Below are 15,734 nucleotides of genomic sequence, written 5' to 3'. Positions count from 1 at the left end.
GCAGGCGCGGTGCCCGCAAACCCGGACGGCGGAGCCGGGCGGTCCCTCAGGCCTTATCGGTCACCGCGGACGGCCGGTTCAGGGCCCGCCGCAGGGCGAGCGCGGCCATCGGCAGCAGCAGGCAGGCGGCGGTCATGTTCAGCCAGCCGTAGCTCAGTCGGGAGACGATCACTCCGGCGACCGCCCCACCGATGCCCGCCGCCGCGTTCATCGTGAGGTCCGAGAGGCCCTGCACCGCCGCGCGGGCGGCCTGCGGCACCGAGTCGGTGAGCAGCGCCGAACCGGCGACCAGACCCGCCGACCAGCCGAGACCCAGGACGAACAGACCCGCGGCGGTCCGGCCGTGGCCCGCGCCCGAGGTACCGGCCAGCAGGGCGGCGCAGCACAGCAGCCCGACGGACAGCCCGATGACGGACAGCCTTCCCACCCGGTCGGAGAGCCAGCCCATCACCGGGGAGAACGCGTACATGCCCGCGATGTGGCCGCTGATGACCAGCCCGATCAGCTGGATGTCCGCACCGTGGTGCCCGAGATGGACCGGAGTCATCACCATGATCGAGACCATGGCGGTGTGCGACACGGCGACGGTCACCAGCGCCAGTTGGGCCATCGGGGAGGCCCGTACCGCCGCGACGCCCGCCCGCAGGGAGCGCTTCGTGGCCGCCCCGGTGTCCTGCGGCGCCAGTGCGCGGGCGGTGAGCAGCGGATCGGGGCGCAGCAGGACGGCGACCATGATGCCGGTGAGCAGGAAGATGCCGGCGGCCCAGGCGAACGGGCCGGCCGTCTCCGGCACGGAAGTGCCCCGGAAGACCCGGCCGGCCGGAGCCGAGATGTTCGGGCCGAGCACCGAACCGATCGTGGTGGCCCAGACGACCGTGGAGATCGCCCGGCCGCGACGGTCCGGCTCGGCGAGATCGGCCGCGGCGAACCTGGCCTGGAGATTGGCCGACGAACCGGCGCCGAACCCCGCCATGCCGAGGAGCAGCAGCGGGAAACTGCCGACCACCGCGGCGGTCACCACCAGGGCCGCGCCCAGGGCCCCGATCAGATAGGCGAGAACGAGGCCGGGGCGCCGGCCACGCGAGGTCATCAGGGCGGCCAGCGGCAGGGACAGCAGCGCCGTGCCCGCCACGGAAGCGGTCGGAGCGAGCCCGGACAGTGCCTCGGAGCCGCTCACCTCCGCCGCCAGGACCGGGGCCAGGGCGATACCGATGGCCACGCCGAGGCCGCCGAGTATCTGGCTGCCGATGAGGACCGCGGATGTCCTGCGCCGCAGGGCAGGGAGGTCCGCGGCCGTGATCCGGGGGGTGATCGGGGCGGTCGTCACCGCCGCAGTGTGCCAGCTCGCGCACCGATGCGACATCGGGCGTCCGGCCCTGCGCGGGGGCCGATACCTAGAACAGCGGTTGCGGGAGTATCCCCTCAAGGGCGAGCAGCTGCCGCTTGGTCTCCAGCCCGCCGCCGAACCCGCCGAGCCCGCCGCCGCTCTCCACCACCCGGTGGCAGGGCACCACCACCGGCAGGGGGTTGGAGCCCATGGCGGCGCCCACGGCCTGCGCCGCTCCCGGCTGCCCCACTCGGCCCGCGAGGTCCCCGTAGCCGACGACCGTGCCGTAGGGCACGCCGGACGCCAGCTCGCGGAGCACCTGGCGGTTGAATCCGGAGGAGAGCGACCAGTCCAGGTCCAGCGAGAACGTCCGGAGGTCGCCGGCGAAATACGCGGCGAACTGACGCTCGGGCTCGGCGAGGCGGGCGGAGCCGGGTGCCTGGACGGGTTCCGTGCCCAGCCGCGTCCGCAGCCGCGCGAGCACCGAGTCCCGGACCCCGGGGCGCGCGTGGAAGACGACGCTCACCAGACCCGCGTCCGTCGCGGCGAGCAGCAGCGGCCCGATGTCGCTGGACACGACGGACCACTGCACGCCCTGCTCGTTGCTGTCCATGGGACCACCCTACGGGCGGCCACCGACAGTCCCGCCGTTTTCGGCCGTACGCGGATCCCTCAGCGGGTGGCGTCCCGGACCACGTCAGGGTTGTTCGTGATGATGCCGTCGACCCCGAAGCCCGCCACCTCGGCAGCCTTCGCCGCGTCGTTGACCGTCCAGGTGTTCACCCGCAGCGGCTTGCCGTGGGCGCCCTTCAGCTTCTGCACCGCGGCGACGTAGTCGGCGTCGATCGTCGTGTACGACGGATTGATCTGGTCGGTGAACGCCGCGTACGACGGCAGATCGGCCGGAGCGGGGGTGCCCAGGAAGCCCGTCACGACGTCGGGGCGCTGCGCGTGGACAGATTTCACACTCTCTGCACCGAAGCTCTGGACGACCAGCCGGTGCTTCACGTGTTCGCGGTCGAGCCACCCCTCCGCGCGCAGGACCCGCAGGGTCTCCCGCTCGATCCCCGGGTAGGTCGCCGGGGACTTGATCTCCAGGAGCAGCTTCTGGCGGTTGCGCTCCACGCGGTGCAGATACTGCACGAGCGTCGGCACCCGGGCGCCCGCGAACCGCTCCCCGAACCAGCTGCCCGCGTCCAGCTTCGCGATCTCCGCCGCGGTGAAGTCCTTGACCGCCCAGGACGTGCGGCCGGGGTAGACCTGCTCGGCGTCGGTGGTCCGCCTCAGGTCGGTGTCGTGCACCACGACCAGCACACCGTCCCTGGTGAGCTGCACGTCGTTCTCCACCCAGGCGATGCCGAGGTCGTCGGCCGCGTCCACGGCCGCCAGGGTGTTCTCCGGGGCGTAGGCCGACGCGCCGCGGTGGGCGAAGACGACCGGGCCGGGCCGGTGGCCCTCGGCCTGCGCCTGTGCGGCGGGCAGCAGGACGCAGCCGCCCAGCAGGGCTGCGACCGCGGCGGAGGTGGTTGCTGTGCGTGCGGACACGTGTACTCCTCGAGTCGGGATGTGGACAGGGAGAGACTCCCAGCCCGTACCCAACGGAGTGCAGGCCGATGATGACCATGATGTGAACGCATTGTCGGGGACCGGAGCATCGGCCGCCACGCAGGCGGATAAAATGCCGTTCTTATGTTTGCTTGGCGGGCCTTGCCCCTTAGGGTCACCCCCGAACCCGGGCCTCCGCGAAGGGCGTACCAGCATGCAGGGCACAGTTGACGGATTCAGTTACGGCCTCGTGACCCCGGTCGTGGCATTCCTCATGGCATGCCTCGGCGCGGCTCTCGGCCTGCGCTGCACCACGCGCTCCCTGCGCACCCGGGGCGCCACCAGAGCGGGCTGGCTCGCCCTCGGGGCGACCTCCATAGGCTCGGGCATCTGGACGATGCACTTCATCGCCATGGTGGGCTTCAGCGTCGAGCGGACGACGATGAGCTACGACAGGCCGCTCACCTTCGCCAGCCTCGCGGTGGCCGTCGTCATGGTCGGGATCGGGATCTTCCTCGTCGGCTACCGGGGCGCGACCCGCATGGCGCTGGTCACCGGCGGCACGATCACCGGCCTCGGCGTCGCCTCCATGCACTACCTCGGCATGGCCGGAATGCGCTTCGAGGGTGAGTTCACCTACGACACGTTCACGGTCTCGCTGTCCGTCCTGATCGCCGTGGTGGCCGCGACCGCCGCGCTGTGGGCAGCCGTCTCCATCCATGGCTTCCTGCCCAGCCTCGGCGCGAGCGTGGTCATGGGCGTCGCGGTGAGCGGGATGCACTACACCGGAATGGCCGCGCTCCAGGTGCACCTGCACCCCGCCGCCGTACCGGGCGCGGCGGCCGACTCACCCACCGCACTGCTGATCCCGATGATGATCGGCCCAGGCTGCTTCCTGCTCCTCGCCGGAGTGATCGTGCTGTTCGACCCCCTCGCGGTCACGGGGGAACCCCGCGGTACCACCGGCCGGCCCGGACAGGCCCCCCGCGGCCCCGGACAGGTCACCGCCATCCCCCTCCAGCGCCGCCGCACGTCCGCCGGTACCCCCGCCGGCAGGGGGTACCGACGGCCCCGGAACAGCTGATCCGGCACCGTTGTCAGTGGTGGGTCGTACGGTGGATGCATGCGGCCAGTTTCGAAGATCGAACGCTCGATGGCGCCTTTCGAGGTCATCAGTCCCTACCAGCCCAGCGGTGACCAGCCCACGGCCATCGCCGAGCTGGAGCGGCGCGTCCGCGCCGGGGAGAAGGACGTCGTGCTCCTCGGCGCGACCGGCACCGGCAAGTCGGCGACGACGGCCTGGATGATCGAGAAGCTGCAGCGCCCCACCCTGGTGATGGCACCGAACAAGACGCTGGCCGCCCAGCTGGCCAACGAGTTCCGCGAACTCCTCCCGAACAACGCCGTCGAGTACTTCGTCTCGTACTACGACTACTACCAGCCCGAGGCGTACGTCCCGCAGTCGGACACCTACATCGAGAAGGACTCCTCGATCAACGAGGAGGTCGAACGGCTGCGCCACTCCGCCACGAACTCGCTGCTGACCCGGCGCGACGTCGTCGTGGTGGCCTCCGTCTCCTGCATCTACGGCCTCGGCACGCCCCAGGAGTACGTGGACCGGATGGTCCAGCTCAAGGTCGGCGACGAGATCGACCGCGACCAGCTCCTGCGCCGCTTCGTCGAGATCCAGTACACCCGCAACGACCTGGCGTTCACCCGGGGCACCTTCCGGGTGCGCGGCGACACCGTCGAGATCTTCCCGGTCTACGAGGAGCTCGCCGTCCGCATCGAGATGTTCGGCGACGAGATCGAGGCCCTCTCCACCCTCCACCCGCTCACCGGCGAGGTCATCAGCGAGGACGAGTCGCTGCACGTCTTCCCCGCCAGCCACTACGTCGCGGGTCCCGAGCGCATGGAGAAGGCGGTCGGCGGCATCGAGAAGGAGCTGGAGCAGCGCCTCGCCGAGCTGGAGAAGCAGGGCAAGATGCTGGAGGCCCAGCGGCTGCGCATGCGCACCACGTACGACATCGAGATGCTCCGCCAGATCGGCACCTGCTCCGGTGTCGAGAACTACTCGATGCACTTCGACGGCCGTGACCCCGGCACCGCCCCCAACACCCTCCTCGACTACTTCCCCGAGGACTTCCTCCTCGTGCTGGACGAGTCGCACGTCACCGTGCCGCAGATCGGCGCGATGTACGAGGGTGACGCCTCCCGCAAGCGGACCCTCGTCGACCACGGCTTCCGGCTGCCGTCCGCCCTGGACAACCGGCCGCTGAAGTGGGAGGAGTTCCTGGGCCGGATCGACCAGACCGTCTACCTCTCCGCCACCCCGGGGAAGTACGAGCTCTCCCGGGGCGACGGCTTCGTGGAGCAGATCATCCGCCCTACCGGACTCGTCGACCCGGAGGTCGTCGTCAAGCCCACCGAGGGCCAGATCGACGATCTGGTGCACGAGATCCGCAAGCGGACCGAGAAGGACGAGCGGGTCCTGGTCACCACCCTCACCAAGAAGATGTCCGAGGACCTCACGGACTACTTCCTGGAGCTCGGCATCCAGGTCCGCTACCTGCACAGCGACGTCGACACCCTGCGCCGCATCGAGCTGCTGCGCGAGCTGCGCTCCGGCGAGTACGACGTGCTGGTCGGCATCAACCTGCTGCGTGAGGGCCTCGACCTGCCCGAGGTGTCGCTCGTGGCCATCCTCGACGCGGACAAGCAGGGCTTCCTGCGGTCGGGCACCTCGCTGATCCAGACCATCGGACGCGCCGCCCGTAACGTCTCCGGCCAGGTCCATATGTACGCGGACAAGATCACTCCCGCGATGGCGCAGGCCATCGACGAGACCAACCGCCGCCGTGAGAAGCAGATCGCGTACAACACCGAGCGAGGGGTCGACCCGCAGCCGCTCCGCAAGAAGATCAACGACATCGTCGCGTCCATCGCCCGCGAGGAGGTCGACACCGAACAGCTGCTCGGCAGCGGTTACCGGCAGGCCAAGGACACCAAGGCCCCCGTCCCCTCCCTGGGCGGCAGGGCCGCCGCGGGGGGTAAGACGAAGAAGGGCGGCGTGGCCGTCACCGACCGGCCCGCCACGGAGCTCGCCGGGATCATCGAGGAGATGACGGACCGCATGCGCGCCGCCGCCTCCGACCTGCAGTTCGAGGTCGCCGCCCGGCTGCGCGACGAGGTGGGGGAACTGAAGAAGGAACTGCGGCAGATGAGGGAGGCGGGCCTGGCCTGACCCCTGCGCACCAGGTGTGTTGCAAGAGCGACACAAAAACGGCCCTCCCCTCCTGCCGCCCTCGCCGGACTGCGTAGGGTTCGGGGAAACCGCACACGGACGGTTGCGGGGCAAAGCGGAGAGGGGACAGCGCGTGACGGTCAATATGACCAAGGGTCAGGCCATCAGCCTGCAGAAGAGCGACGGGGGGACCCTGACCGCGGTACGGATGGGGCTCGGCTGGCAGGCGGCTCCGCGCCGCGGACTGTTCGGCTCGCGCACGCGGGAGATCGACCTGGACGCCTCGGCGGTGCTCTTCGCCGACAAGCAGCCGGTGGACGTCGTCTTCTTCCGCCACCTCGTCAGCGACGACGGCTCGGTCAAGCACACCGGTGACAACCTGGTCGGCGGCGCCGGCTCGGGCGGCGACGACGAGGCGATCCTGGTCGACCTGCAGCGCATCCCGGTCCACATCGACCAGATCGTCTTCACGGTGAACTCCTTCACCGGCCAGACGTTCCAGGAAGTGCAGAACGCCTTCTGCCGCATCGTCGACGAGACCAACGGCCAGGAGCTCGCCCGCTACACGCTCGACGGCGGCGGGCAGTACACGGCGCAGATCATGGCGAAGGTGCACCGCGCGGGCAGCGGCTGGCAGATGACGGCCCTCGGTAACCCGGCCAACGGCCGGACCTTCCAGGACCTGATGCCGTCGATCCTGCCGCACCTCTAGGACCTTCCGTCCGGCTCGGGCCGGACCCTGTGAGCCCGGCCCGGTCCGAACGGGAACCACCGGGCTCGCGGGACGCGGCCGGGCGACTCCGGACCCGGTCCACATCTGTACCGCGCAGCTCCCGGAGGCATCCGCCGCCGGGAGCTGCGCCCATGGCAGGGCACCACAACGAACGTCGAGGGGACAGGGCGATGACGGCCGAGCTGGTCCGGGGGCAGAACCACACGTTGCCCCAGACCCGTCTGGAGATCAGGGTGTCGGCGGGATCCCCCGTCGTGGCCGGGGCCACCCTCGGGGACGAGCGGGGCACGGTCCACGGTGCGGAGTGGATCGTCCACCCCGGATCGCCGCAGCTCCCCGGACTGGAGGTCTCCCGGCAGGCCGCGGCCGACCACCGGCTCGCGGTGGACCTCGACGCCCTGCCCGACGCGGTGCACCGCGTCACCGTGCTCCTGGCCCTCCCCCTGGGGACCGGCCGGCCCGTCACGTTCGGCTCGGTCGCCGCGCCGTTCGTCGCCGTCACCGGACTCGACGGCACCGAGATCGCCACCTTCACCCTCACGGGCCTGGAGGCGGAGTCCGCCGTCACGGCCCTGGAGCTCTACCGCCGCCAGGGCGCCTGGAAGGTCCGCGCCGTCGGCCAGGGATACGCCGCCGGACTGGCCGAGATGCTCGCCGACCAGGGCGTGGCCCGCGCCGCGGAGCTCGCCGCCTCGATACAGGAGGCCGTCGCCTCCGGGCTCGCCCGCTCCGTGACACCCCCGCCGCCCCGCACCCCGGACGGTGAGCGCGTCCGTCACCCCTCCCGCCCCGCACCGGCGGCGGGCGGCGGGCAGCCGCCCGTGCCGCCCGCGACCGGCGACCGGTACCCCGCCCCGGGCTCCGACCCGCTCGGGGAACCCTCCCCGGCCCCGGCCGCGGACCCCACGCCGGGCGGCCCCATCAACTACGCGCACCCGCGCCGACAGACCTCCGCCCCGCCCCCGCCCCCTCCGTCGGCCCCGCCCGCCGCCCCCGGACAGCCCGCGCAGCCCGTCGCCGGTGACGCCACCGGCTGGTCCATGGACGAGCGCCTGTACAACCAGATCTGGGGCATGTTCGAGGACCTGGCCCGTGCCGTCGCCGCCTACCGCAGCGCCGTCGACTTCGCCGAGTCCCGGATGGACCAGGAGCTCGACCGGACCCTCTCCGACCCGCGCAGCCGGATCGGCGGCGCGGGCGACCGGGCCCGGGAGGCGGCCAGGGCCAAGCGCGACGAACTCACCACCCGGGCCCGTGAGGCCCTCGACCGCGATCTGGCCCAGCTCGCCGCCGAGTCCGCCGTCGTGGAACCCGCCCTCCCCGCCGCGTACGCGGGCTGGGACAACCCCGTCTGGCACGGCTACCGCGTGCCGATGGAGATCCCCATGGCGCTGCGCATCGGCGACCTGCATCTGCCCGAGCGCGCCGACCTGCGCATCCCGCTCCTGGTACGGCTGCCGCTGGAGCGCGGGATCTGGATCGACAGCGGCCGTACGGCCTCCGAGGCCTCAGCGCCGACGGACGGCGACCAGCTGCGCAGGCTGGGCATGGAGACCGCGGTCGCCCTGGCCGCCCGGCTGCTCGCCGTCTACCCGGCGGACGAGTTCTCGGTGCACGTCATCGACCCCGCGGGTTCCGCCGCCGCCGCGCTCGCCCCGCTGACCGGCTCCGGTGTGCTCGCCGGGCCGCCGGCCGCCGGAGCCGGGGGAGTGGCCTCCGTGCTCGCCCACCTGACCCGGCGCGTCGACCTGGTGCAGATGGCGATCAGGGCCGGCGCCGCGGACTCGCTCCCGCCGGACCTGGACACGGGCGAGCAGTTGCTGATCGTCAACGACTTCCCGCACGGCTTCGACGACCGGGCCGTCACCCAGTTGCGCTATCTCGCCGACGAGGGCCCCGCCGTGGGCGTACACCTGCTGATGGTCGCCGACCGTGAGGACGCCCGCGCCTACGGACCGGTGCTCGACCCGCTGTGGCGGTCGCTGCTGCGGATCACCCCCGTGGCGGACGACCACCTTGCTGACCCGTGGGTGGGTCACGCCTGGACGTACGAGCCGCTGAGGGCGCCGCAGGGGAGCCGTGTGGTGGAGCAGGTCCTCGCGCTGGTGGCCGCGGCGCGCGGCGCCGGCTACCGCTGAGGGGAGGACGGGGTCGGTTGCCGCTGACGGGAAGCGGTGCCGGCTACCGGCCGAGGAGGAGCAAGGCAAAGCCTCTGAACTGGTGTTTTGATCATCCCTTGCCTGCGACTTTACCTAATCTTGGTGTTTCCTGTACTGTTCTTTGGGCGGAGGGGAGTACTCCCGATCGCGGCGTTCCCGTCAGTACGGACTGTGACCGGTCCCGGGGCGCCGGCCCGGCGCGCAGCCCGCGCGTCCTGGGTGGAAGAGACCTCCGGCAGCGACGACGCTGATCCATAGCCGTAGCGAACTGCCGGAGGCGCAGTGGACGTTTCATTGAATGTTTGGGTGCTGACCATCGTTGGTCTTCTCGCCCTGATCGCTGTCGACTTCTTCATCGGGCGCAAGCCCCATGACGTGTCGACCAAGGAAGCCGGAATCTGGACGGTCGTCTGGATCATCCTGGCCGTACTCTTCGGAATCGGTCTGCTGATCTTCGGTGACAGCAAGGCCTCGGGCGAATTCTTCGCGGGATACATCACCGAGAAGTCGCTCAGTGTCGACAATCTCTTCGTCTTCATCCTGATCATGGCGAAGTTCTCGGTGCCCTCCCACCTCCAGCAGCGGGTGCTGCTCGTGGGTGTGCTGATCGCCCTGGTGCTCCGTACGATCTTCATCGTCGCCGGTGCCGCGGTCATCGCCAACTTCTCGTGGGTCTTCTACATCTTCGGCGCGTTCCTGATCTACACCGCCTGGAAGCTGATCCAGGAGGCGCGATCCGACGAGGAGGAGGACGACTTCGAGGAGAACCGCCTCCTGAAGTCGATCGAGCACCGTTTCGGCGTCGCCGACAGGTACCACGGGACCAAGCTCTTCATCCGGAGCAACGGCAAGCGCGTCCTGACCCCGCTCATGGTGGTCATGCTCGCCATCGGCACCACCGATGTGCTGTTCGCGCTGGACTCCATCCCCGCGATCTTCGGCCTGACCCAGGACCCGTACATCGTCTTCACTGCCAACGCGTTCGCCCTGATGGGTCTGCGGCAGCTGTACTTCCTCATCGGCGGTCTGCTGAAGAAGCTGGTCCACCTCAGCTACGGGCTCTCGGTGATCCTCGGATTCATCGGCGTGAAGCTGGTGCTGCACGCACTGCACGAGTCCGGGGTGCACGTCCCGGAGATCGGCATCGCGTTCTCCCTCACCTTCATCGTCCTCGTCCTGGCGGTCACCACGATCACCAGCCTGATCGCCGGCAAGAAGCAGGCGGCGGCCGAGTCGGCGAAGACGGCCGGCGACGAGAACGAGAACGTCGGCGCCGAGAAGTAGCCGAAACGGCGGCCCGGAGGCGACAGCCTGGAGGCGGTCGAAGGACGGCGGCGGCCGGGGCCCGAAAGGGCTCCCGGCCGCCGCCGTCCCGTCATGTGTCGCGCTCCTCGGCGGCCTCCGGCCGGCCGGGGGGCCCGCTCGGGGCTTCTACCAGCCCCGCGCCCGCCACTCGGCGAGGTGCGGGCGTTCGTCACCGAGGGTGGTGTCGTTCCCGTGGCCCGGGTAGACCCATGTCTCGTCCGGAAGGGTCCCGAAGATCTTCCCTTCGAGGTCGTCCATCAGGGACGTGAAATCCGTGGGACCCGCGGTCCGCCCGGGGCCGCCCGGGAAGAGGCAGTCCCCGGTGAACAGGTGCGGAGCCCCGTGCGGGTCGTCGTAGACCAGTGCGACGGACCCCGGGGTGTGCCCGGTCAGACGGCGGGCGGTCAGCGAGACCCGGCCCACCCGGATCGTGTCGCCGTCCTCGACGCGTACGTCCGTCGGGACCGGGATGCCCTCGGCGTCGTACGCCCCTGCGTAGGTGCGCGCCCCGGTGGCGCCGACGACCTCGCCGAGCGCCTGCCAGTGGTCGCCGTGCCGGTGCGTCGTGACGACGGACGCGATGCCGTCCGCTCCGATCAGCCGCAGCAGGGTCCCGGCCTCGTCGGCCGCGTCGATCAGGAGCTGCTCACCGGTGGCCCGGCAGCGCAGCAGATAGGCGTTGTTGTCCATCGGACCGACGGCGACCTTGGAGATCATCAGATCCGTCAGCTCGTGCACGTCCGCAGGCCCGCCGACCTTCACCGTTCCGCTGTACGTCATACGTCTCAGCCTATAGCGCGGGCAGAGCGGGAAGAGGGCCGCCTTCCACCGTGAGTCCGGAGCCGTCACGACGTCCGCAGAGCCAGCCGAGGATGTCGTGGACCGTGCCCCGGACGACGACCGATCCGCCGTCGCCGCCGCCGCCCGTGGTCCAGAGCCGGCCGTCCTCGGTCACCGCCGTCGTGGGCACCACGTGGGGATGTCCGGCGAACCGCTCCGCCAGGAAGTCGTTCTCCCTGATCACGAACTCCTCCGGGAGGTCCTCCAGCTCGTAACCCACCGCCAGGTCGACATGGTGCAGCTCGACCTCGGCCCGGCGGCGGAACGGGATCCGGGAGGCCGAGTCCGTGACGCCGTTGCGCATCGTGACCGTGCGGGACCAGTCGGCCGGCCCGGCCGCCGCGGCGAGGAAGCCGGCCCCGCTGTCCCGCAGGTCGGCGAGCTGCTCGGCGAGCGGCCGGGGCGCGTCGCGCGCGATGTCGGCGTCCCGGGTTTCGCTGCTCGCGTACATCGGGTGTCCCCGGAGAACGTTTACGAGGGCGTCGGCGTTACGTGACAGGTGGGCGAGAACATGGCCGCGGCTCCAGCCCGGCAGCCGTGACGGCTCGGTGAGCGAGGCGTCGTCCAGTCCGCCCGTCGCCCGGAGCAGCCGACCGGTCGCTTCACGTACGGCTTCCAGGTCGTGCGCATGATCAATCATGAGCCGAGCGTAGCCCGGCCACTCATTCGGGTGAAGGAGTCTGCAGCCGTCCGTAAATCGAATGCGCGTGCTATACGCTCGAAGTCGAAAGCTTCCTACATCGCTGTGGCGCCCCCCATACCCTGGGCAGCGGCTCAGTTCCCCCCGATTCTCTCCAGAAAGGTGCGGACCGGCGTGGCCGACCGTCTCATCGTCCGTGGCGCGCGCGAGCACAACCTGAAGAACGTCTCGCTCGACCTCCCCCGTGACTCCCTCATCGTCTTCACCGGGCTCTCCGGGTCGGGCAAGTCCTCCCTCGCGTTCGACACGATCTTCGCCGAGGGCCAGCGGCGCTACGTGGAGTCGCTCTCCTCGTACGCCAGGCAGTTCCTCGGCCAGATGGACAAGCCGGACGTCGACTTCATCGAAGGCCTCTCGCCCGCTGTCTCCATCGACCAGAAGTCGACCTCGCGCAACCCGCGCTCGACCGTCGGCACGATCACCGAGGTCTACGACTACCTCAGGCTGCTCTTCGCCAGGATCGGCAAGCCGCACTGCCCCGAGTGCGGCAGGCCCATCTCCCGCCAGTCGCCGCAGGCCATCGTCGACAAGGTGCTCGGCCTGCCCGAGGGCAGCCGCTTCCAGGTGCTCTCGCCGCTCGTGCGCGAGCGTAAGGGCGAGTTCGTCGACCTCTTCGCCGATCTGCAGACCAAGGGCTACAGCAGGGCCCGGGTCGACGGCGAGACGATCCAGCTGTCCGAGCCGCCCAAGCTCAAGAAGCAGGAGAAGCACACCATCGAGGTGGTCATCGACCGCCTCACGGTGAAGGACAGCGCCAAGCGCCGGCTGACCGACTCGGTGGAGACCGCGCTGGGCCTCGCCGGCGGCATGGTCGTGCTCGACTTCGTCGACCTGGACGAGAACGACCCCGAGCGTGAGCGGATGTACTCCGAGCACCTCTACTGCCCGTACGACGACCTCTCCTTCGAGGAGATGGAGCCCCGCTCCTTCTCCTTCAACTCCCCCTTCGGCGCCTGCCCCGACTGCACGGGCATCGGCACGCGGATGGAGGTCGACCCGGAGCTGATCGTCCCGGACGAGGACAAGTCCCTCGACGAGGGCGCGATCCACCCCTGGTCGCACGGCCACACCAAGGAGTACTTCGGGCGCCAGATCCGCGCGCTCGCCGACGCCCTCGGATTCCGTACGGACATCCCCTGGGCCGGACTGCCGCAGCGCGCCAAGAAGGCGCTGCTCCACGGTCACAAGATCCAGACCGAGGTGCGCTACCGCAACAGGTACGGGCGCGAGCGCGCCTACACGACCCCCTCCTTCGAGGGCGCGGTGCAGTTCGTCAAGAGGCGCCACTCCGAGGCCGAGAGCGACTCCAGCAGGGAGCGCTTCGAGGGCTACATGCGCGAGGTGCCGTGCCCGACCTGTGAGGGCACCCGGCTCAAGCCGATCGTGCTCGCGGTGACGGTGATGGAGAAGTCCATCGCCGAGGTCGCCGCGATGTCGATCAGCGAGTGCGCCGAATTCCTCGGCAGGCTCAAGCTGAACGCCCGCGACAAGAAGATCGCCGAACGGGTGCTCAAGGAGGTCAACGAGCGGCTGAAGTTCCTCGTCGACGTGGGCCTCGACTACCTCTCGCTGAACCGCGCCGCGGGCACGCTGTCCGGTGGCGAGGCCCAGCGCATCAGGCTCGCCACCCAGATCGGCTCCGGGCTCGTCGGCGTGCTGTACGTGCTGGACGAGCCGTCCATCGGCCTGCACCAGCGTGACAACCACCGGCTGATCGAGACCCTGGTCCGGCTCCGGGACATGGGCAACACGCTCATCGTCGTCGAGCACGACGAGGACACCATCAAGGTCGCCGACTGGGTCGTCGACATCGGCCCCGGCGCCGGTGAGCACGGCGGCAAGGTCGTCCACTCGGGCTCGCTCAAGGAACTGCTGGCCAACGAGGAGTCGATCACCGGCCAGTACCTCTCCGGCAAGCGGGCGATCGCGATGCCCGACATCCGGCGCCCGGTGGACCCGAAGCGTCTGCTCACGGTGCACGGCGCCCGTGAGAACAACCTCCAGGACATCGACGTCTCCTTCCCGCTCGGTGTGCTCACCGCGGTCACCGGTGTCTCCGGTTCGGGGAAGTCGACCCTGGTCAACGACATCCTGTACACCCACCTGGCGCGCGAGCTCAACGGCGCCAAGTCGGTCCCCGGGCGGCACACCCGGGTCGACGGCGACGACCTCGTCGACAAGGTCGTTCATGTCGACCAGTCGCCGATCGGCCGTACGCCCCGGTCCAACCCGGCCACGTACACCGGGGTCTTCGACCACGTTCGCCGGCTGTTCGCCGAGACGATGGAGGCGAAGGTGCGCGGCTATCTGCCGGGCCGCTTCTCCTTCAACGTCAAGGGCGGGCGCTGCGAGAACTGCTCCGGCGACGGCACGATCAAGATCGAGATGAACTTCCTGCCCGACGTGTACGTCCCGTGCGAGGTCTGCCACGGAGCGCGGTACAACCGGGAGACGCTGGAGGTCCACTACAAGGGCAAGTCCATCGCCGAGGTCCTGGACATGCCGATCGAGGAGGGTCTGGAGTTCTTCGAGGCCGTCCCGACGATCGCCCGCCACCTGCGCACCCTCAACGAGGTGGGTCTCGGATACGTCAGGCTCGGCCAGTCCGCGCCGACGCTGTCCGGCGGTGAGGCGCAGCGCGTCAAGCTGGCGAGCGAGCTGCAGAAGCGCTCCACCGGGCGCACGGTCTACGTGCTGGACGAGCCGACCACCGGTCTGCACTTCGAGGACATCAGCAAGCTCATCAGCGTGCTTTCGGGCCTGGTCGACAAGGGCAACACGGTGATCGTCATCGAGCACAACCTCGATGTCATCAAGACCGCCGACTGGGTCATCGACATGGGCCCCGAGGGCGGCAAGGGCGGCGGCCTGGTCATCGCCGAGGGCTCCCCGGAGTATGTCGCCTCGGTGCCGGCCAGCCACACCGGGAAGTTCCTCCAGACCGTCCTGGGCGCGGACCGGATCGGCGAGGCCGCCTCGGTGCCCGCTGCCCGCAAGCCCGCCCGCCGGGCCGCCGCGAAGAAGACGGTCGCCGCGAAGGCAGCTCCGGCGCGCAGCACGGCCACGGCCAGGACCGCGAAGAAGGCGGCGGCCGGGAAGCCCGCGGCGAAGAAGGCCACCCGCACGCGGAAGGCCTGACAGGTTCCACAAAGGCGGCCCCCGGCACCCCGGGGGCCGCCTTTGTGGCGTCCGGCTCCCGGGGCGGGGCCGGTCGAAGGCGCGGCGTTCTCGGTCGGTATCGTCGGGTCTGTCGCCGATGCCTTCAGGTGTGTGCCCGGTGTCCGAGGGCATCCGGTGCCCAGGCGCAAACGGCGGCTCTCTGTCCCCTCGACCAGTGGAGACCGCATGTCCGGCCTGCCCGCCGCCCGCCGTACCGTACTGAAGGGCGCCGCTCTCGCCGGTGCCGCCGGGCTGGGAGCGGCCGCCTGCTCGACCGATTCGAAGCTCGGCCACGCCCAGACGCCCACGCCCACCGCACCCGTGGAGCTCGGCGCCGCGGACGAGGTCCCGGTCGGCGGGGCGAAGCTCTACCGGGAGCAGCGGGTCGTCGTGAGCTGCCCGGCCGCGGGGCAGTACAAGGCGTTCAGCGCACAGTGCACCCACGCGGGCTGCCTCCTGGACAAGGTCGAGGGCAACGAGGGCAACTGCCCGTGCCACGGCAGCCGGTTCGACATGACGACCGGCAAGGCGCTCCAGGGCCCGGCCACCGTGCCGCTGCCCGCCGTCCCGGTGAAGGTCGAGGGCGGGAAGCTCGTCGCGGGTCCGGGGGCCTGACCGGGGCGGATCCGCAGGCGGTCCTGACGGGGGCCGGACGGACCCGCAGGCGGTCCTCACGGGGCCGGGCGGAACGCCCGCGGGTCCGACGGGGCCCGCAGGCGCCG

Annotated in this window: 12 protein-coding genes; 7 read left to right on the top strand and 5 right to left on the bottom strand. The window is 70.5% G+C overall.

Translation table 11 applies throughout. The annotated features are described in order from the left end of the window. Nucleotides 1-46: 46 nt before the first annotated feature. The 3 genes from OG524_RS08930 to OG524_RS08920 are packed head-to-tail and all read right to left on the bottom strand — an operon-like array spanning nt 47 to nt 2,872. A complete protein-coding gene (locus tag OG524_RS08930; RefSeq protein ID WP_405391483.1) occupies nt 47-1,363 on the bottom strand; it encodes an MFS transporter in 1,317 nt (438 codons plus the stop codon). 31 nt (nt 1,364-1,394) lie between these two features. Beyond that, a complete protein-coding gene (locus OG524_RS08925) occupies nt 1,395-1,940 on the bottom strand; it encodes a methylated-DNA--[protein]-cysteine S-methyltransferase (protein WP_405391484.1) in 546 nt (181 codons plus the stop codon). A gap of 59 nt (nt 1,941-1,999) precedes the next feature. Further along, complete coding sequence (locus OG524_RS08920) at nt 2,000-2,872, bottom strand: glycerophosphodiester phosphodiesterase (RefSeq protein WP_405391485.1); 873 nt, start codon at nt 2,870-2,872, stop codon at nt 2,000-2,002. Between the two features lie 214 nt (nt 2,873-3,086). On the opposite strand from OG524_RS08920, the gene OG524_RS08915 reads away from it, so the two are divergent. From OG524_RS08915 to OG524_RS08895, 5 genes are all read left to right on the top strand, one after another. Next, on the top strand, nt 3,087-3,956 hold the full coding sequence (locus tag OG524_RS08915; protein ID WP_405809736.1) for an MHYT domain-containing protein: 870 nt from the start codon (nt 3,087-3,089) through the stop codon (nt 3,954-3,956). A gap of 39 nt (nt 3,957-3,995) precedes the next feature. Then, nucleotides 3,996-6,116: an excinuclease ABC subunit UvrB gene (gene uvrB / locus OG524_RS08910; protein WP_405809734.1), complete on the top strand. Its 2,121-nt coding sequence runs from the start codon at nt 3,996-3,998 to the stop codon at nt 6,114-6,116. Between the two features lie 133 nt (nt 6,117-6,249). Then, a complete protein-coding gene (locus OG524_RS08905; protein ID WP_033303139.1) occupies nt 6,250-6,828 on the top strand; it encodes a TerD family protein in 579 nt (192 codons plus the stop codon). Between the two features lie 191 nt (nt 6,829-7,019). Then, complete coding sequence (locus OG524_RS08900) at nt 7,020-8,987, top strand: TerD family protein (RefSeq protein WP_405809732.1); 1,968 nt, start codon at nt 7,020-7,022, stop codon at nt 8,985-8,987. A gap of 303 nt (nt 8,988-9,290) precedes the next feature. Beyond that, a complete protein-coding gene (locus OG524_RS08895) occupies nt 9,291-10,292 on the top strand; it encodes a TerC family protein (protein WP_405391488.1) in 1,002 nt (333 codons plus the stop codon). Between the two features lie 147 nt (nt 10,293-10,439). Here the strand turns inward: OG524_RS08895 and OG524_RS08890 are convergent, their stop codons facing one another. Both OG524_RS08890 and OG524_RS08885 read right to left on the bottom strand, forming a co-directional pair. Then, complete coding sequence (locus OG524_RS08890; RefSeq protein WP_405391489.1) at nt 10,440-11,093, bottom strand: MBL fold metallo-hydrolase; 654 nt, start codon at nt 11,091-11,093, stop codon at nt 10,440-10,442. A 10-nt stretch (nt 11,094-11,103) separates the two neighbouring features. After that, nucleotides 11,104-11,793 carry a maleylpyruvate isomerase family mycothiol-dependent enzyme gene (locus OG524_RS08885; protein ID WP_405391490.1) on the bottom strand — a complete coding sequence of 230 codons (690 nt, stop codon included), beginning with the start codon at nt 11,791-11,793 and terminating at the stop codon, nt 11,104-11,106. A gap of 174 nt (nt 11,794-11,967) precedes the next feature. Here OG524_RS08885 and uvrA point away from each other — a divergent pair, with 174 nt between their 5' ends. Together uvrA and OG524_RS08875 are read left to right on the top strand one after the other, a co-directional pair. Continuing rightward, nucleotides 11,968-14,991, top strand: a complete 3,024-nt coding sequence (uvrA, locus tag OG524_RS08880) for an excinuclease ABC subunit UvrA (protein ID WP_405809729.1) — start codon at nt 11,968-11,970, stop codon at nt 14,989-14,991. Nucleotides 14,992-15,198: 207 nt separating this feature from the next. Continuing rightward, a complete protein-coding gene (locus OG524_RS08875) occupies nt 15,199-15,627 on the top strand; it encodes a Rieske (2Fe-2S) protein (RefSeq protein ID WP_405391492.1) in 429 nt (142 codons plus the stop codon). The last annotated feature ends 107 nt before the right edge of the window (nt 15,628-15,734 follow it).

Source organism: Streptomyces sp. NBC_01520 (genome assembly GCF_045040375.1).
In the GTDB taxonomy this organism is placed as follows: domain Bacteria; phylum Actinomycetota; class Actinomycetes; order Streptomycetales; family Streptomycetaceae; genus Streptomyces.
Note: the sequence above shows the minus strand (reverse complement) of the source record. Positions and strands in the feature narration are given on the sequence as shown.

Bases quoted from the DNA above. Each gene is read 5' to 3' on its own strand.
- OG524_RS08930 (WP_405391483.1), bottom strand. From the start codon at position 1,363: ATGTCGCATCGGTGCGCGAGCTGGCACACTGCGGCGGTGACGACCGCC.
- OG524_RS08925 (WP_405391484.1), bottom strand. From the start codon at position 1,940: ATGGACAGCAACGAGCAGGGCGTGCAGTGGTCCGTCGTGTCCAGCGAC.
- OG524_RS08915 (WP_405809736.1), top strand. From the start codon at position 3,087: ATGCAGGGCACAGTTGACGGATTCAGTTACGGCCTCGTGACCCCGGTC.
- uvrB (WP_405809734.1), top strand. From the start codon at position 3,996: ATGCGGCCAGTTTCGAAGATCGAACGCTCGATGGCGCCTTTCGAGGTC.
- OG524_RS08900 (WP_405809732.1), top strand. From the start codon at position 7,020: ATGACGGCCGAGCTGGTCCGGGGGCAGAACCACACGTTGCCCCAGACC.
- OG524_RS08890 (WP_405391489.1), bottom strand. From the start codon at position 11,093: ATGACGTACAGCGGAACGGTGAAGGTCGGCGGGCCTGCGGACGTGCAC.
- OG524_RS08885 (WP_405391490.1), bottom strand. From the start codon at position 11,793: ATGATTGATCATGCGCACGACCTGGAAGCCGTACGTGAAGCGACCGGT.
- OG524_RS08875 (WP_405391492.1), top strand. From the start codon at position 15,199: ATGTCCGGCCTGCCCGCCGCCCGCCGTACCGTACTGAAGGGCGCCGCT.